Raw genomic sequence first — 16,251 nt, forward strand, 5'->3', positions numbered from 1 at the left:
ATATATAAATAAAAAACGCACAATCTATCTGTTAAGAACCCTTCTCTTAACAGTATAGCTGTGCGTGAATATCTTCAATTCTAAACGATTACTCTCTGTTACTGATTTGTTTTTCTATCTCTTTGGTCAGCTCCTTCAATTTTTCCTGATAAGGTGCAGTATTATTCCTGTCTTTCATAGAAATATTTTCAAAAGCTAACTCCAGCGCAGCCATTGCCCAATGCCTTGCGGGGCTGAAATCAGGGTAATAACTACGGTATTTGTTTAGTTTATTGTCAATCTGTTTGGCAGCGTCCCTGTATAACTGTTCATCTTCACGACGGATGGTCATCGGGTATCGTTCGTTGTCAATCAGTAGATGTATCTTCATCATATCGTCCATAATACTATCGTTTTATTGTCCAACTTTTTTTATTCGTTTAATAAAGCGATGCATTTGTCGACCTCACGCACAAGCCTTGACAACCGTTGTTTTGTATCATTGATGTCTTTATCATGAATACTGATTGTCCTCGCCATTTTCAAATTGGTATACCTTACTTCTAATTCTTTCCGGCTATTTTCCAATCGTCTTACCTCCTCGTTTTTTTCAGTGAGAAGTTGCTTTAACTGTGCATTTTCATGTTTCAATTCATCATGCAAATACATAAAATGCCTCAGTCTTGCCTCGAAAGTATTTAATAGCTTTTTGTCTTCTTCAGTCATTTTATACCAAAATTGTACACAAATATAAAGGATTGGAAGCAAACACGAAAATATTTCGTCCTAAATTTATCGTTTGTCGTTTAAAAAACTTTTTTAACGTCTTTATTAGCTGTTTTTCCCGTGCTGTTCGAATATGATCTTTTTACTATTACATATGTCTGTTGAGGATTGTCTATCGTTTTAATGTTTTATAGGACAAGATGTGCCAGGTAGTACCGATTGCAATAATCAGAAACAGGATTCTTGCCCAAATGTAGGGTAGTGTCCAGATGGCGCAATAGCTTAGGGTAATCCATATTAATGATACGGAAATGATTTTGGCATGTAAAGGTATTGCTTTATGCTCTCGGAAATTGCGGATGTAGCTTCCTAAATATTTTTGTTGGATGAGCCAATGATACCAGCGTGGTGAACTGCGGAAATACATGGCGGCTGTCAGTAATAAAAAGGGGGTGGTAGGCAGTAAAGGAAGAAATATGCCGATAATGCCTAGTATGAGTGAGGTTGTTCCTACAATGGTATATAGTATTTTCATAGGTGCAAATATAGACCAAAAAACAAAAAAATACAGTGTCCTTTTTATATTATTCTTTTTTATGGTGTATCTTTGCGTCCTGTAGCACCGAGGTGACATTAGGTGTGAGTTCTTTCTTATTATAATTAAATGCTATGTATACAGTAATTAAACGAATGGAAATTTCAGCTTCCCATAGCTTGAAGCTGTCGTATAGAAGTAAATGTGAGAATTTGCACGGTCACAATTGGATTATTACCGTTTATTGTCGTTCCGAGGTTTTGAACGAGGATGGTATGGTGGTGGATTTCACGCATATCAAGGAAACGGTGATGGGGCGTTTGGATCACCGGAATTTGAATGAGGTTGTTTCTTTTAATCCTACAGCTGAAAATATTGCACGCTGGGTATGTGAGCAAATTCCCACTTGTTTCAAGGTTGAAGTTCGCGAGTCAGAAGGAAATACCGTTATCTATGAGAAGGATTAATGAAATATTTTACAGCTTACAGGGGGAAGGGTATCATACTGGAATACCTGCCGTTTTTGTACGTTTTTCCGGGTGCAATTTGAGATGTCCTTTTTGCGATACTCAGCATGAAGAAGGTACATTGATGAGTGATGAGGATATTGTGATGGAAGTGGCAAAATATTCGACCCAGGTAGTAATACTGACTGGTGGTGAGCCAGGATTGTGGATTGATGAAAAGTTAGTTGATGCATTGCATCATGAAGGGAAGTATGTTTGTATTGAGACAAACGGCACTTGTCTGCTGCCTGAAAATATAGATTGGGTTACTTGTTCCCCTAAAGAAGGGGCGAAAATAAATCTAGATCGTATAGATGAGGTGAAAGTGGTTTATGTGGGACAAGATGTTTCTGCTTATTTGGATTTGTCTGCCAGTCATTATTTTTTGCAGCCTTGTTCTTGTGCTAATACAGAAGAAGTGATTGCTTACATTTTGCAACATCCAGAGTGGCGGTTGAGCCTACAAACTCATAAACTTTTGCAAATTCCTTAAGAAAGTAGAAAATATAAAAAAAGATTATCCAATGGCGTGGCATTGAATAATCTTTTTTGCACGGGAGGAGAGGCTCGAACTCCCGACACCCGGTTTTGGAGACCGGTGCTCTACCAACTGAGCTACTCCCGTGTTTGCGGCTGCAAAGGTAGTGTAATATTTGGAATATACAAACCTATTTATGAAAAAATATTGTTCATTATTCGTTTAATAGGCCTAACTCATTGAACATGACCCGGTATATTGCTGATTTTTTTTCAATGGGCAACGGGTAGGCACGGCTGGACGAAGGCATTCTGTATAATCGCATTGTCCGGTCTTCGAATTCGAAAGGTTCACTGGTTCCTACAACGGGTTCTTTTACCTTTATTTGTTCACGAATAATATCCGTTGCTTTTTGTCCTGTGGTTACAATGGCCTTGCACATTGGAATCTGCTTCAGTAGCAAACTGATATCTGTCTGTTCTACAACTTCCAGAAATTTGTCTGAGGCATTGTCCTGTAAACGGCGAACAGCTGAAGCGGTATCATAAAGTGCGATGCCTTTTTTGTTCAAAAGATCAATAATACGTTCCTTGTCAAATACCTTTTTGTCAGGATTCAGAAAGTGGTCTTTGTTTTGGAAAAATATTATTCCAAAAATACGCCACATATCATTTTGCAGATTGGGATAAAAGAATTCCATGCTCCATCGTTTCTTTTGTGGGGGAAAACTGCCTAACATCAGTAGTTTGGCGTTAACCGGTAAAAAAGGCTCTAATGGATGTTCTTCTATATTTAATAAGGATTTCATAAAATCTTTAATGATTATTCTTTTGGCTTTGGTTCTTTTTTAGCCAGTAATACAATGTTATACACATATTCCGTCATCCAGTTTTCAGAATATCCTAAGGCTTGTTTGTATTTACGGATGGCAACACAGGTCTTGTGTACGCTTTCGTCTTTCCAGTCGGTCTTGGTCATGATATCATGAATTGTTTTCTCGGTCATGTTACGTAACATTTTTTTCATTACGCTGGGCATACGGAATTTCCATTGCATCAAATTACCTATCAGCATCATCAAGTCATTGCTGAATCCTTGGAACATAAAAAGATAAGTCTTGACATCATTTACATTCTTGCAATTCTTTTTTATAGAACCGTCAATTTCTTTAAAGAAATCATCACTTAGACCATAAAGTTCTACTAACATCTTTTTGCAGCGTGACTTCTCAGCAATTCCCAACTTGTTGTTTTGGGTCGGTATTTTAAGGGTGCGTTTGAAAACTGCCATGTCTGGCAAAAAATTAATATTTGTGATACCTATGTTGCAGGCCATTACAGACTGATAATATACACGGATTAGTGTCATGAAGTCTTCCATACCACCTATGCGGCTTGTTTCTTCTCCTTCTGTCTGTTTTTTACCAAATAATTTTGAAAATATGCTCATTGTGTTCTTAAATTATATTGTTTTCCTGTCTGCAAAGATAGCGATAAAAACTGAAACATTTTTGATTAAAATCCTTTTGTTTTACTATTTATCATTTTTATTGAATGGTTGATGCCGGGGGTATTGCTTTGTGTTACCAGCATTCCAAATCATTTTCAATATCTTTCATTCTGTCTTTGGTGAAAACTGGATTTTTGACCCCGTTACGTTTCTGAATTCGATAGTCTTCCAATAGACGGAATGCATATTTCCCTAGTAAAGTAATGGCTATCAAGTTACAGATAGTCATAAATCCCATTGCCATATCGGCCAGGCTCCATGCCAGTTCCAGACTGGCCAATGCCCCAAACATAACCATTCCTCCCACTGCTATACGATAAATGGGGATAGCCCATTTCCGATGAGTTATGTAACGTACATTGGCTTCACCGTAATAATAATTTCCCAAAATGCTGCTATAGGCGAAAAACAGAATTGCCACCGCCACATAAATAGTCCCGATGTTGCCTATTTCATTATTCAGTGCCATTTGAGTAAGTTTTATTCCATTGGCTTCTTTTGTGGAGGCCACTCCGCTGAAAAGAATGATGAAAGCAGTGCAGGTACATATGACAAGTGTATCGGTAAAAACTCCCAATGTCTGAATTAATCCTTGTTTTACAGGATGGGTAACATCGGCACTTGCCGCTACATTGGGTGCGGAACCCATACCGGCCTCATTGCTGAATAATCCACGTTTGATTCCTTGCATTAATGCCATGCCTATACCTCCGCTTAATGCCTGTTCCCAGCCAAAGGCATTCGCTATAATCAATTCAATAACTTCTGGCAAATGCTTTGCATTTACAATTACGATGAAAAGGGATAAAAAGATGTATCCCAATGCCATGACAGGAACAATAATGCTACTTACTTTAGCAATACGCTGAATGCCTCCGAAGATGATAATTAATGTGAGCGAGGTCAGTATCACTCCCATTAGGCTGGGAGGAATATTGAATGCTTCTTCGAAAGCGGCACAAATGGTATTGCTTTGTACTGAATTAAAAGCAAATCCAAAAGTAAAGATAAGCAAAAAGGCAAACAAAACTCCCATCCACGGCTGTTTTAATCCTTTTTTCATGTAATAAGCTGGCCCGCCAACGAAAGAATTATGTCCGTGTACTTTATATAATTGGGCCAATGTGGACTCAATAAAAGCGCTGCTGGCCCCCAAAAGAGCAATTACCCACATCCAGAAAACTGCACCCGGACCACCCAAAGTAATGGCGGTGGCGACTCCTGCCAAATTGCCTGTTCCTACGCGGCTAGCTATGGAAACGGCAAAAGCTTGAAAAGAGGAAATATGGTGTTCGCGACCTTCTGTCTTGCCTGTAGAATCACCTAATAGACGTATCATTTCTCTTATCATGCGGAATTGTACGAAATTTGTTTTAAAAGTAAACCAAAATGCACATCCTAACAGCATGATGATCAAAATATAAGTCCAAAGCACATCATTCACTCTGCTGATTAATAGGGTCAGTATATCCATTTTACTTATTCCTTGTTTAATTTAAAATAGAACTTATGTCCATGGAAAACAAGTTCCACTAGACCAAAACGGATAAAGTCTGCTAATAGTTCACAAGTTGTCTTGTGGTTTAACCTGCAAAGTTTGCAACATTGATTTAATGAAAGTTTTTCTTTTTCTTTCAAGACATCCAGTAACCGTTGCTCTCTTTCGGTAAATGTTACAAGTGCTCCTTCAGGTTTTTTGCTGTGTTGCCACATCTTTAGATGGACGGGAGTGGCCAGTATGTTTTCGTCTTTGATGCGGATATAGGCCCATGGCTTATTCGTTTCATCTAGGGCATATACAGGTTTAGAAACCGTTTCGTTAATACGTATTTCCAATACAGTTTTTCCTTCTACCTTGTAAGTCTGCGTTTCCAGTTCTACTTTGGGCTTGCAATACATGGTTGCTGCTGCTTCTATCATATATATTTCTTCGTCAGAGCGGACTCCTGCTATTTTGCCATTGTCCTTTACTCCTATTAACAGCCTGCCGCCCTCGGTATTGGCGAATGCGGAAAGGCTACGGGCTATTTTGCGTGCGTCCGAAATCTCGAATTTGAAATCCTGATGACAGTGTTCTCCCTCCGAGACAAGCTGTCGTATGTATTGTGTATCCGTTAATGCTTTCATTTCAATTGCAAAAATAGGAAAAATGAAACATATTGTGGGTATCGAATGATAAAAAAGCCGATATTAGTTTGTCTGTTATCAAGCTTTTTGCTTCATTTGCAGTGGAATAAAAATAATTAGCCTTTAAAATCTATGGGAATAAGAAAAAAATGTTTGATCATTACATTATTATGCTTTTCTAGTCTGATGCATGCAAGTGAATTCATGTTTAAACTTTTGGAGGTGAAAGATGGTCTGTCAAACAATCAAGTCCTTGATATATTTAAAGATTCCGAAGGTTTTATGTGGTTTGCCACAGCTTCCGGTTTAAATCGGTATGACGGGTGCCAGATGACTTTGTTTCGTAGTAATAATGCTGATCCGGCTTCTTTACCTGATAATTATATCAAAAGCATACAAGAAGATTATAAAGGAAATTTATGGATTCTTACCGGTGTGGGTTATGTCATTTACAACTCGGAATCAGAAACATTTGATAGGGAGGTGCATGCATGGCTATGTGAAGTCGGTATTGACGGAACTCCAGCATTAGTATATATAGACCATAATAAAAATATGTGGTTTTATATAAAAGGAAAAGGCTGTTATTTGTACATTCCGGAATCTCAATTACTGTATCCGCTTTTGTTTGATACTCATCAGTTGCCAGAAGGTGATATTACGGACATTGTAGAATGTAGTAAGGGAATCTTGTTGGTATATAATACCGGAAGACTTGTTTGTTTGGATACTCGGACAAATGAGATTAAATGGCAGCAGGATGATTTGGTTGGGGAATTGGGAACTGACAAGCAGGGAATTTTCACTCTGTTTGTAGATCGTGATAATGATATATGGATGTACAGTCCGCTTGGAATATGGGTTTATAATCCGGAACAGGAAAAGTGGCTGTCTTGGCTGACAAATATTATCAAGCGTCGGTCTCATAACATGGTCCGTGCTGTATCACAGGATAAGCAGGGGCGTATATGGATAGGAACAGATCAGGATGGCATTGATATATTGGATAAGAAGACAGGGGAAGTGAGGCAGTTGCGGAACAAGGCAGGTGATGAACGTAGTTTGCAAAATAATACAGTAATGGTTCTATACGAGGATTCCAGTGAAACTATGTGGGTGGGGACTTATAAAAAAGGAATTTCCTATTTTAATGAGTGTGCTTTTAAATTTGGTGCAGAGTATATAGGAGATATTAGTTGCATTGAAGAAGACAAAGAGGGGTATGTGTGGCTGGGTACCAACGATGTCGGTATCATATATTGGAATTCCGTGACTGGCAACCGGGCTGCTTTTCCACAGAAAGGTAAGGATAAACTCACTACTGATGCCATTGTTTGCATTTTGAAAGCCAGTGATGGGAAACTTTGGATTGGTACTTTTGGGGGAGGCTTGATTTGTTATGATAACGGTCGTATTATTCATTATAAAAAAAACATACCGGAACGGCAAAATTCTTTGGCTCATAATAATGTATTGGCTTTGGCTGAAGATAAGCAGGGGATTATATGGATAGGTACATTGGGTGGGGGAGTGCAGAGTTTGAATCCCAAGACGGGTTTGTTCACCACTTATAATACAACTTCGGCCGGTTTGATATCCGATTATGTTTCCTCTTTGTGTATGGGAAAAGAGGGCTCTTTGTGGATTGGTACCGCTCAGGGACTTTCGGAATTGGATATTGAAACTAAAAAAGTGGTTAATCTGGAAGGTACTAAATCTGGTAAGGAATATTTTTCTGATCAGAATATAAGTCAGGTGTATGAGGATAGCCGTGGATTGATATGGATTGGTACATGTGAGGGGCTGAATGTTTATAATCCCAAAACGGATGAACTGATTATATTAGGAGTGGAGCAAGGAGTTTCCAGCCCTATCATTTCTGGAATAGTAGAAGATGGTAATGAAAATATATGGGTGACTACAGCACGTGGAATAACTAATGTCATACCGGCAGTAGATTTAAAAACAGGGCGCTATATTTTTCATAGTTGTGTTTATGATGACAAAGATGGTTTGCAAAATAGTGGGTTCAACCTGCGTTCCATTAAAAAATTGTCTTCTGGAGAAATTCTTATGGGAGGGCTGTATGGTATTAACCGCTTCCGTCCGGATGATATAAAATACAATAAAAAACGTCCCAGCGTGATGTTTACCCGTTTGTTCTTGTTCAATGAAGAAGTAGGGGTGGGTGAGGAATATGAAGGTAGGGTGATTTTGGATAAGGCGTTGAACAAGGTAGATCAGATAAAATTGAGTTATGAACAGAATATGTTCAGTGTACAATTTGCTTCTGATAACTATATTTTGCCGGAAAAAACGGAGTATGCTTATAAACTGGAAGGTTTCAATGAGGGTTGGATGACTACTGCCTTTGGCAAAGTGACTTATACTAATCTAGCTCCCGGAACTTATATGCTGAAGGTGAAAGCAGTCAACAGTGACGGATATGGTGGAGATGAAGAAGCTTCATTGAAAATTGTTATCTATCCTCCTTTTTGGCGTTCCGTTTGGGCATATGTTGTTTATAGCCTTTTGTTGGTTGCTGTATTGATATTGGGACGCTATTGGATTCTGCGTGGAGAACGGGATAAATTTAAAAAACAGCAAATAAAGCAAGAAATAGAGAGGAATCAGGAGAAGGCAGATATGAAATTGAAGTTCTTCACTCATGTCGGCCACGAATTACGTACTCCGCTCACTCTTATTATCTCACCGTTGGAAACGCTGATGAAGGAATATCAATCGGATGCTGCTCTGATGGATAAATTGAATATAGTGCAACGCAATGCATTAAGGTTGTTGAATCTTGTAAATCAGTTGTTGGATTTTAGGAAAATTGATGTGAATGGATATTATTTAAGTCTGTCTGATGATGATATCATCTCTTGTATTCATACGATTTGTGATTCTTTTATCTCTTTGTCTGAAAAGAAAGATATTTCTCTCATTTTTCATTCAGCAGTTCCTTCGTTGAATATGTTGTTTGATGGGGATAAAATGAGGGAAGTGATGATGAATCTGCTTTCCAATGCTTTAAAATTTACTTGCAATGGTGGACGAGTTGATGTGTCTGTCGGTTTAGTGGAAGGACAGGATTCTCGGGAAATGCTGGAAATCAGAGTGGCTGATACAGGTGTCGGCATTAAAGAAGAAAACAGAGAACGCATTTTCGAACGTTTTTATCAAGTGGATAATCCGGATATGAATATCTCAGATGGCGGAGGTGGTCTGAGTATTGTACGTGATTTTGTCACACTTCACGATGGCACGGTGAACGTAATGGATAATACTCCTGTCGGTTGTGTTTTTGTTATCCATATCCCGGTAAAGCGTTCCGAGAGTAAACCGACGAAGATAGAACAGGTGCAAGTTACAGATAAGCCGGTAGAAGACATTTCCACACTTCAGATTCCGGAGTTTTATATGGCGTCTAATGCCGGGGAGGAATCGGAAGAAGAACCAAACCATATAATAACAATAGAAGGACTGGAGGAGGATATCCGAAGATTAGAATCTGGTAATACGGAAGAAATTGCAGAAGAAAAAAACATAGAAACAATCTCAGCCGTTGCTCCACAAAGAGCAACGGTGATTCAATTGGTTGAGGGTGAGGATAATGAGATGATAACTCATATTATTCCACCGGAGGAGTTGCCGGAAATGGTGACTGCTGTTCCTGAAGAAAAAAGTGAACAGAAGTTGAAAACGGTTTGGAATCATGCTTATATTGATTTCAAACCTAGTGGGACTGCCATAACTTCGATGGATGAAAAACTGATAAATCATGCTGTGAAATATGTAGAAGACAATATTGCACGCAGTGATTTGTCTGTAGAAGAGTTAAGCAAGGAATTAGGGATGAGCCGCGTTCATTTATATAAAAAGTTATTGGCTATTACCGGTAAGACTCCTATCGAGTTTATTCGTATAATTCGTTTACAGCGGGCTGCCCAATTACTCCGTGGAAGTCAACAGAATATTTCAGAAATAGCCTATCAGGTGGGCTTTAATAATCCGAAATATTTCAGTCGGTATTTTAAGGAAGAATTTGGTATACTACCTTCGGCTTTTCAATATAGACAAGGCAGATAGTTCTCAATATTTTATAGTGTCATTTAAAGTGTGTATCGGAGTTTCGTCAACAGACATACGTTCTGTAACAGATTTCATCTATGAGTAAAAACAATTCCATTTTATTATTGTTTTTATTAGTAATAGTTATACATTAAAACCAATATAGAATGGAACATACAGTTATACATGACGAGAAAGTAGACCGTTTCGAAGTATTTGAATCGGGACAAATCGCCTATTTGCAATATGATGAAAAGAACGGAGTTTTGGATATCCTTCATACCATAGTTCCCCCACAGTTGGAAGGGCAGGGAATAGCTCAGGCTTTGACCGAGGCCGCTGTGAGATATGCTTCGGTTGTAGGGCTTAAAATACGTCCTACTTGTTCTTTTGCAAAAATGTTTTTTACCCGGCATACCCAATATAAAGACATGTTGGTGGAGTGAGAAATAAAATCAGACACGGATTGTATAAAATGCCGTGTCTGATTCGTTTTTAACTCTCTTATCTTTATATATATTTAATCACATTGTTTGTGGGTCATAATATCCAATACTAGTTTATCGGTTTCATTCATGCCTTGTGAACCAATTCTGGTCAGGTTGCGGATGCTGCGGTCCACATCATTGTCAATGATACCTTCTACAGAAGATACACATTTATGTTCCATCGCTAATATAGCTGAAAATACAGCAGTAGAAACACCGCTGCTTAATTTCAGAGCACAACTGGGCTTGGCTCCGTCACAAATCATACCTGTCAGGTTAGCGATCATATTTTGTACGGCAAAAGTGATTTGCTCGTAAGTGCCTCCCATCAAATAAGTGATACCACAGCTGGAACCTGTTGCAGCCACTACACAGCCGCATAGTGCAGACAGACGTCCCAAGCTTTGTTTGATGTAAATCGCTGTCAGGTGGCTAAGTGTCAGTGCGCGGATCAATTCTTCTTCTGATTTATGGTTATCTTCGGCATAGACTACTACCGGTAAAGTAGCTGTAATTCCTTGGTTCCCACTTCCTGAATTGCTCATGACAGGAATCATAGCTCCCGCCATACGTGCATCGCAAGCTGCCGAGGTATAAGAAAGGATGTGAGTAAATGTATTACTTCCCAATATTTGTTCTTCGCTTTTGCTGCTTTTCAGAATCTTGCCTAATTCGTGACCGTAGTTTCCTTTGAAAGAACGTTCTGCCGCTGCTTTGTTCAAACGTTTGGTCTCAAGAATAAAACGAATTTCATCCAATGGTGTGGTGGTGGCAAAATCGTACACTTTCCGCAAGTTCAACTCCGGCTCTTTTGCATCCTCATTGCAGGTGGAGGTAGTTTGTTTGTTTAGTAAAACTTGGTTGTTTAGGGCCACATATATAAAATTGGTATGCCCGCAAGCAATAATGGCCGTCGCTGTATCACCATCAGCTTCACAGATAATTTCGATATATAACTTTTCTTCTATATTCTCTTTCAGCCCGATAGAGATAGCTTGTGAGTCAATTAGTTTTTTACCCTCTGCTACGGCGTCAGGAGTGCTGTCTTTTAAGACTTCCAATTGATATTCGGATTTTCCGATTAATGCCCCTAAGGCGATAGCGATAGGTAGCCCAATCATTCCTGTTCCCGGGATGCCTACTCCCATGGCGTTCTTAAGAATATTGGCGCTGAGTAAAGCTTTAATCCTTTCAGGTCTTTTACCTAGTGTTTCTGTTGCTTTTGCTACACAAAGGGCTACGGCTATGGGTTCTGTGCACCCGATAGCCGGAACGACCTCGCGATTTATAAGGGCAATGATTTGCTCTCTTTCTGGTTTGGCGATCATAGTAGATAATTATTAAGGGGTCTTGCAAAAATCTTTTTGAAAGTGTGTCAAAACTCGAATAAAACTATCGTTTCGTTTGTCTTTTCCTTTTTGTTGATTTTCAGAATATTTTTCATTAAAGAATATTCTGAATGAATAAAATGATAGGTTTATTTAGTTTTGACACTCCTTCGACTTTTGACACACTTTGGTTATTTTTTATAGTTTTGTAATCCGGTCTGGAGGAAATCAACATATTTGTCTATATCCTCATCATATGAATATGATTTATTCAACGGTTTTCCCTCATTGTCAATCAATACATAGAAAGGTTGTGCATTGGCACCGAATTTAGAGCGTTGCAGGTAACTCCATTTATCACCGATCGTGCGTAGTGTACGTTCCTTACCGTTCTCCATCACTTTGATGTGTTCGGGCAATGGAGTTTTGTTATCAACGAACAATGTAATCAGTACATAGTCCTCAGTCATCAACTTGTTTACTTTCGGATCAGTCCATACAGCAGCTTCCATTTTACGGCAATTTACACATCCGTAACCTGTAAAGTCAAGCATTACCGGTTTTCCGGTACGTTTTGCATATTCCATACCGGCATCGTAGTCATCAAACTGCGCATGTACTTCATTGGTGTATAAGTTGAAGTCTTGTGTATTCATGGGAGGAGCAAATGCGCTGACAGCTTTCAAAGGAGCACCCCATAAGCCCGGTACCATATATACAGCAAATGCAAGTGAGATAAGAGCCATAAAAAAACGGGCAACACCTACTTTATCATCATCATCATCGTGAGGGAATTTGATCTTACCCAGCAAATAGAAGCCTAGCAAAGCGAAAATCACAATCCACAAAGCAAGGAATGTTTCACGGTCTAGAATTCCCCATCCATAAGCCAAGTCAGCAACCGACAGGAATTTCAAAGCAAATGCGAGCTCAAGGAAACCTAATACTACTTTAATTACATTCATCCAACCACCGGATTTAGGCATGGATTTCAGCCAAGACGGGAACATGGCAAACAGTGTGAATGGCAACGCTAATGCAAGAGCAAAACCTAACATGCCGATAGCAGGGGCAACTACACTACCTGTAGTGGAAACTTCTACCAACAAAAAGCCGATGATAGGACCTGTGCATGAGAATGAAACCAAAGATAGGGTGAATGCCATCAGGAAGATACTTAACAAACCACTGGTCTGTTCCGCTTTACTGTCTACTGCATTGCTCCATTTTGAAGGAAGAGTAAGTTCGAATGCTCCAAAGAAAGAGGCTGCAAACACAATTAGCATCAAGCAGAAGAATATGTTAAAAATAGCATTTGTGGAAAGTGCATTCAAGGCACTGGCACCGAATATCAAGGTTATGGCAAGACCTAATAATACATAGATCACTACGATAGAAGCACCATATGTCCATGCATCACGGATTCCTTTCTTTTTGTCTTTGCTACGTTTTAAAAAGAAACTTACCGTCATTGGGATGATAGGCCATACACAGGGCGTAAATAAGGCAAGTAATCCACCGATAAACCCGGCAAAGAAGATGTAAATCCATGAACGGTCTTGTTGTGATGTCGTTTCGCCAAATGTGTTCAGCTCTTGGATAACCGGAGTCCAATAATCTTGGACAGCAGTGTCATTGCCGATCAGGGCGGCAGTTGTAGCACTATCTGTTGCGGTAGTTGCAGTAGCTGTTTCCGCTACAGGAACTTCCGTTATGGCTGTTTCTGTTTTTGCGGGTTCAGCAGTCTTGCTTGTAGTGGCAGCGGCAACTCCTTTTCCGGAGAAAGAGAAAGAAACTTCAGTAGGAGGCAGACAGTTTTCATCGTTGCAGGCACCGAATTCCATATAACCTTCTATCATATAGGTAGCGCCCGTTATTTTTAGTTTCTGAATGAAAATGGCAGTGTTCTCAAAGTAACGTAATTTCATTTCAAACACCTTGTCGAAGTTTTCAATTTCTTTACCTTGTGGAGTGAGCTTTCCTACTAATTCTACTCCTTCTATCTTGTCTACGTTGAAAGTAGCGGAGATAGGACCTCCCGAAGGAAGATCAGTGGAATAAACGTGCCATCCGGCATCAATCTTACCAGTGAATACTATTTGTGCTTCCGTATCGGAAATCGTCTTTAACTCGGTTTTGAATTGTACCGGATCTTGAATCTGGGCAACTGCCGGAAGCAATGCCATAACGATTAAGAGGCAACTTAAAAAAAACTTCTTTTTCATTACGTATTATTTAAATTTGGATTAATGTTCATACCGCAAAGTAAGGGATAATATCTTAGATATGCCTCTTTATACCTATATTAATATCGGCAATTGCTGTTTTCAGAATAAAAAAAGAGCAAAAAGATAACCTATTGCTCTTTTTGAAGTTCCATAACTTTGTTCCTATATTGGGAGGGAGTCATTCCCACTGAGGATTGGAAAAGGTTATAAAAGGTGGAAATGGAGTTAAATCCCAGCTCTGTAGAAATGGCTTTCAGCGGAGTTTCGTTATTGGGGTCGGATAATAGACGGATAGCTTCTTCAATACGGAAACGGTTTACATAATGAGTGAAGGATAGTTTGGATTGTTCATTGATGATACGTGATAGATAAGTACGGTTAGTTCCTAATATTTCTGCTACTTTGTCTTTTGTTATAAAATTGTCTTTGTAAATTTTTTCTTCTCTCATAATACGCTCTAATGTACGGAAAAGTTCTAAACTTTTCTCGTCGGTGAGTGAGGAGGAAGCATATTTTTCGGAAGTAGAAACCATGGAGGGGGCATTGGTTTCCAATTCTTTTATACGGCGATTCAGTTCCGTTTCTCTTTTGATTGCTTCTTGGTTTTGCTTGACTATACTTAAATAAAGTTTGTTTTTACGGTGGTAGAGGTAATAAAGCAATCCTAGAACAATCACAATGATAATAAGAATAAATGTCTGTTGTTGTATACGCTGTTCTTTCTGCATTACATCCAGCTTGCTTTGTTTTATCAAATTTTCCTGCCGCTCAGAGTCGTATTTGAATCGCATTTCACTTAAATCTCTTTCTTTGTCCTTGTTGAAAAGACTGTCGTTTTCCAAACGGAATATTTTATAATATTTCAGTGCGTCATGATATTGGTGCAATTGCTCATAGCAGGTGGACAGATTTTCGTATAGTTCATTGCGATGGATGGCGTTGACGCGTGCATAAGAAATAGCTATTCCTTGTTTTAGCAATAAAATAGCTTCTGGTTGTTTGTTTTGCTGCATTAGTATACGTGCATATCCCAAATGGGCATAGACAATAGAGGAAGTTTGTGCCGCCTGTTTGTCCTTCATGGCTTTTTTGTAATATTCCAAGGCCTGGGCATATTCACCCATATCATATAATATATTACCAAAGAGATTGTAGGTATGGGCCTGGTCGTAGAAATCATTTTCCAGCATCAATGTTTCGGCTTCATGTATATATTTCATTGCTTCCTCATTCTGTTTCATTAAAAAATACATATAGGCAGAATTTACTGCACCGGAATAAATGATGTATGGATTACGCATACTGTGTCCTAATTCATAACATTCTAATGCGTATTTGATACCGGCTGTATCTTTTTTGAGGTAATAGATGTTTGCTAAATTGCCTAAAAGCAAAGCGTATTGTTGTTGGAAATTATTTTGTTGTGCCAACTGGATACCTTTATAAAGCCATCGTATGGCACGGTAATAATCGGTTTCAATATTTGCAGAGTAGAGTCCGAGACTACCATAGACGGAACAAAGGGTGGAGTCATTATTCAGTTTGGTTGCTAGTTCAAGAGAAAGGTTCAAGTTTTTTTTGGCTATTTTTTCCCGTCCGCTCATCATTTGTGCTTGTGCTTGGTAGATATATGAATAGAGTTGGAGTAGAGGATTTTTAGTCTTGTCCGCTACGTTTTTCATAATCTCGGCGTAAGTGATGGTTTTGGAATAATCTCCTTTATTTAAATAGTATTGGCATAGAAACTTTAATGCATCCCCGTTATCAGGTTCTTTCCTAATGATCTCCAACTGTTTCTCAAGGATGACGGGGCGCTTTTGTGCATGTACACAAAAGGATATTCCCAAAAGTAACAGTAAGAAAAGACATTTTAGTTTCATATGCTTTTTTTCGGTTGAGAGTGCAAATATAATAAAACCTTTAATTTTTCTTGTTCAAAAGTCTTGCATATTTAAAATAAAGTCGTACCTTTGCAACGCTTTCAACAAAAAGCACTTCTGAAAGGAAGTTTTGGAGAGGTGGCAGAGTGGTCGATTGCGGCGGTCTTGAAAACCGTTGTACCGCGAGGTACCCGGGGTTCGAATCCCTGTCTCTCCGCTGGAAAGAATTGCAAAACAAAGAAAATCCCTGTAAATTAATACTTTACGGGGATTTTTTGTTTTTGGTGCATGGCAAAAATAAGCATATCAAAGCATTGGGTCAACGTAACAATCTGAGGGATTTTATATTTAAGCATATAATTTAGCAAGTCTATATAAGAAAAAAGCTCTATC

Annotated in this window: 14 protein-coding genes and 2 tRNA genes; 5 read left to right on the top strand and 11 right to left on the bottom strand. The window is 38.9% G+C overall.

Translation table 11 applies throughout. The annotated features are described in order from the left end of the window. Positions 1-88 precede the first annotated feature (88 nt). The 3 genes from RE317_RS15595 to RE317_RS15605 form a co-directional block, all read right to left on the bottom strand. Positions 89-382: a cell division protein ZapA gene (locus tag RE317_RS15595; protein ID WP_005839009.1), complete on the bottom strand. Its 294-nt coding sequence runs from the start codon at positions 380-382 to the stop codon at positions 89-91. 29 nt (positions 383-411) lie between these two features. Further along, positions 412-705, bottom strand: a complete 294-nt coding sequence (locus tag RE317_RS15600; protein WP_005848819.1) for a hypothetical protein — start codon at positions 703-705, stop codon at positions 412-414. Positions 706-877: 172 nt separating this feature from the next. After that, positions 878-1,240: a YbaN family protein gene (locus tag RE317_RS15605; protein WP_005839013.1), complete on the bottom strand. Its 363-nt coding sequence runs from the start codon at positions 1,238-1,240 to the stop codon at positions 878-880. A 134-nt stretch (positions 1,241-1,374) separates the two neighbouring features. Here RE317_RS15605 and queD point away from each other — a divergent pair, with 134 nt between their 5' ends. Both queD and RE317_RS15615 read left to right on the top strand, forming a co-directional pair. Continuing rightward, on the top strand, positions 1,375-1,707 hold the full coding sequence (gene queD / locus RE317_RS15610; RefSeq protein ID WP_005839017.1) for a 6-carboxytetrahydropterin synthase QueD: 333 nt from the start codon (positions 1,375-1,377) through the stop codon (positions 1,705-1,707). Beyond that, complete coding sequence (locus RE317_RS15615) at positions 1,694-2,239, top strand: radical SAM protein (RefSeq protein ID WP_005848817.1); 546 nt, start codon at positions 1,694-1,696, stop codon at positions 2,237-2,239. Before queD ends, RE317_RS15615 begins: the two co-directional genes overlap by 14 nt. Before the next feature lie 59 nt (positions 2,240-2,298). Here the strand turns inward: RE317_RS15615 and RE317_RS15620 are convergent. The 5 genes from RE317_RS15620 to RE317_RS15640 form a co-directional block, all read right to left on the bottom strand. Continuing rightward, positions 2,299-2,371, bottom strand: a tRNA-Trp gene (locus RE317_RS15620). Between the two features lie 67 nt (positions 2,372-2,438). Then, positions 2,439-3,032, bottom strand: a complete 594-nt coding sequence (locus RE317_RS15625) for a uracil-DNA glycosylase family protein (protein WP_005839021.1) — start codon at positions 3,030-3,032, stop codon at positions 2,439-2,441. Positions 3,033-3,046: 14 nt separating this feature from the next. Beyond that, on the bottom strand, positions 3,047-3,673 hold the full coding sequence (locus RE317_RS15630) for a hypothetical protein (RefSeq protein WP_005839026.1): 627 nt from the start codon (positions 3,671-3,673) through the stop codon (positions 3,047-3,049). A gap of 133 nt (positions 3,674-3,806) precedes the next feature. Then, positions 3,807-5,207: a sodium:alanine symporter family protein gene (locus RE317_RS15635; protein WP_005848816.1), complete on the bottom strand. Its 1,401-nt coding sequence runs from the start codon at positions 5,205-5,207 to the stop codon at positions 3,807-3,809. A 5-nt stretch (positions 5,208-5,212) separates the two neighbouring features. Beyond that, entirely contained in the window at positions 5,213-5,860 is a 648-nt protein-coding gene (locus tag RE317_RS15640; RefSeq protein ID WP_005848815.1) for a helix-turn-helix domain-containing protein, read from the bottom strand. Between the two features lie 132 nt (positions 5,861-5,992). Here RE317_RS15640 and RE317_RS15645 point away from each other — a divergent pair, with 132 nt between their 5' ends. Continuing rightward, positions 5,993-9,952 carry a two-component regulator propeller domain-containing protein gene (locus RE317_RS15645; protein ID WP_008668019.1) on the top strand — a complete coding sequence of 1,320 codons (3,960 nt, stop codon included), beginning with the start codon at positions 5,993-5,995 and terminating at the stop codon, positions 9,950-9,952. A gap of 149 nt (positions 9,953-10,101) precedes the next feature. Continuing rightward, positions 10,102-10,380: a GNAT family N-acetyltransferase gene (locus RE317_RS15650; protein WP_005839036.1), complete on the top strand. Its 279-nt coding sequence runs from the start codon at positions 10,102-10,104 to the stop codon at positions 10,378-10,380. A gap of 74 nt (positions 10,381-10,454) precedes the next feature. On the opposite strand, the gene RE317_RS15655 is transcribed toward RE317_RS15650, so the two are convergent. The 3 genes from RE317_RS15655 to RE317_RS15665 form a co-directional block, all read right to left on the bottom strand. Next, positions 10,455-11,750 (bottom strand): serine dehydratase subunit alpha family protein, encoded by a 1,296-nt coding sequence (locus RE317_RS15655; RefSeq protein ID WP_005839040.1) that lies wholly within the window; start codon positions 11,748-11,750, stop codon positions 10,455-10,457. Between the two features lie 191 nt (positions 11,751-11,941). Continuing rightward, entirely contained in the window at positions 11,942-13,975 is a 2,034-nt protein-coding gene (locus RE317_RS15660; RefSeq protein WP_008668023.1) for a cytochrome c biogenesis protein CcdA, read from the bottom strand. A 131-nt stretch (positions 13,976-14,106) separates the two neighbouring features. Beyond that, positions 14,107-15,858: an AraC family transcriptional regulator gene (locus RE317_RS15665; protein ID WP_005848812.1), complete on the bottom strand. Its 1,752-nt coding sequence runs from the start codon at positions 15,856-15,858 to the stop codon at positions 14,107-14,109. A 132-nt stretch (positions 15,859-15,990) separates the two neighbouring features. Here RE317_RS15665 and RE317_RS15670 point away from each other — a divergent pair. Then, a tRNA-Ser gene (locus RE317_RS15670) sits at positions 15,991-16,075 on the top strand. Positions 16,076-16,251 lie beyond the last annotated feature (176 nt).

The organism is Phocaeicola sp. GP0067 (assembly GCF_031119655.1).
GTDB lineage: Bacteria > Bacteroidota > Bacteroidia > Bacteroidales > Bacteroidaceae > Phocaeicola > Phocaeicola vulgatus.

Excerpts from the sequence above, each read along its gene's own strand:
- RE317_RS15600 (WP_005848819.1), bottom strand. The coding sequence starts at position 705 with ATGACTGAAGAAGACAAAAAGCTATTAAATACTTTCGAGGCAAGACTG.
- RE317_RS15665 (WP_005848812.1), bottom strand. The coding sequence starts at position 15,858 with ATGAAACTAAAATGTCTTTTCTTACTGTTACTTTTGGGAATATCCTTT.
- RE317_RS15660 (WP_008668023.1), bottom strand. The coding sequence starts at position 13,975 with ATGAAAAAGAAGTTTTTTTTAAGTTGCCTCTTAATCGTTATGGCATTG.
- RE317_RS15630 (WP_005839026.1), bottom strand. The coding sequence starts at position 3,673 with ATGAGCATATTTTCAAAATTATTTGGTAAAAAACAGACAGAAGGAGAA.
- queD (WP_005839017.1), top strand. The coding sequence starts at position 1,375 with ATGTATACAGTAATTAAACGAATGGAAATTTCAGCTTCCCATAGCTTG.
- RE317_RS15625 (WP_005839021.1), bottom strand. The coding sequence starts at position 3,032 with ATGAAATCCTTATTAAATATAGAAGAACATCCATTAGAGCCTTTTTTA.
- RE317_RS15650 (WP_005839036.1), top strand. The coding sequence starts at position 10,102 with ATGGAACATACAGTTATACATGACGAGAAAGTAGACCGTTTCGAAGTA.
- RE317_RS15595 (WP_005839009.1), bottom strand. The coding sequence starts at position 382 with ATGGACGATATGATGAAGATACATCTACTGATTGACAACGAACGATAC.
- RE317_RS15655 (WP_005839040.1), bottom strand. The coding sequence starts at position 11,750 with ATGATCGCCAAACCAGAAAGAGAGCAAATCATTGCCCTTATAAATCGC.
- RE317_RS15605 (WP_005839013.1), bottom strand. The coding sequence starts at position 1,240 with ATGAAAATACTATATACCATTGTAGGAACAACCTCACTCATACTAGGC.
- RE317_RS15635 (WP_005848816.1), bottom strand. The coding sequence starts at position 5,207 with ATGGATATACTGACCCTATTAATCAGCAGAGTGAATGATGTGCTTTGG.
- RE317_RS15640 (WP_005848815.1), bottom strand. The coding sequence starts at position 5,860 with ATGAAAGCATTAACGGATACACAATACATACGACAGCTTGTCTCGGAG.
- RE317_RS15615 (WP_005848817.1), top strand. The coding sequence starts at position 1,694 with ATGAGAAGGATTAATGAAATATTTTACAGCTTACAGGGGGAAGGGTAT.
- RE317_RS15645 (WP_008668019.1), top strand. The coding sequence starts at position 5,993 with ATGGGAATAAGAAAAAAATGTTTGATCATTACATTATTATGCTTTTCT.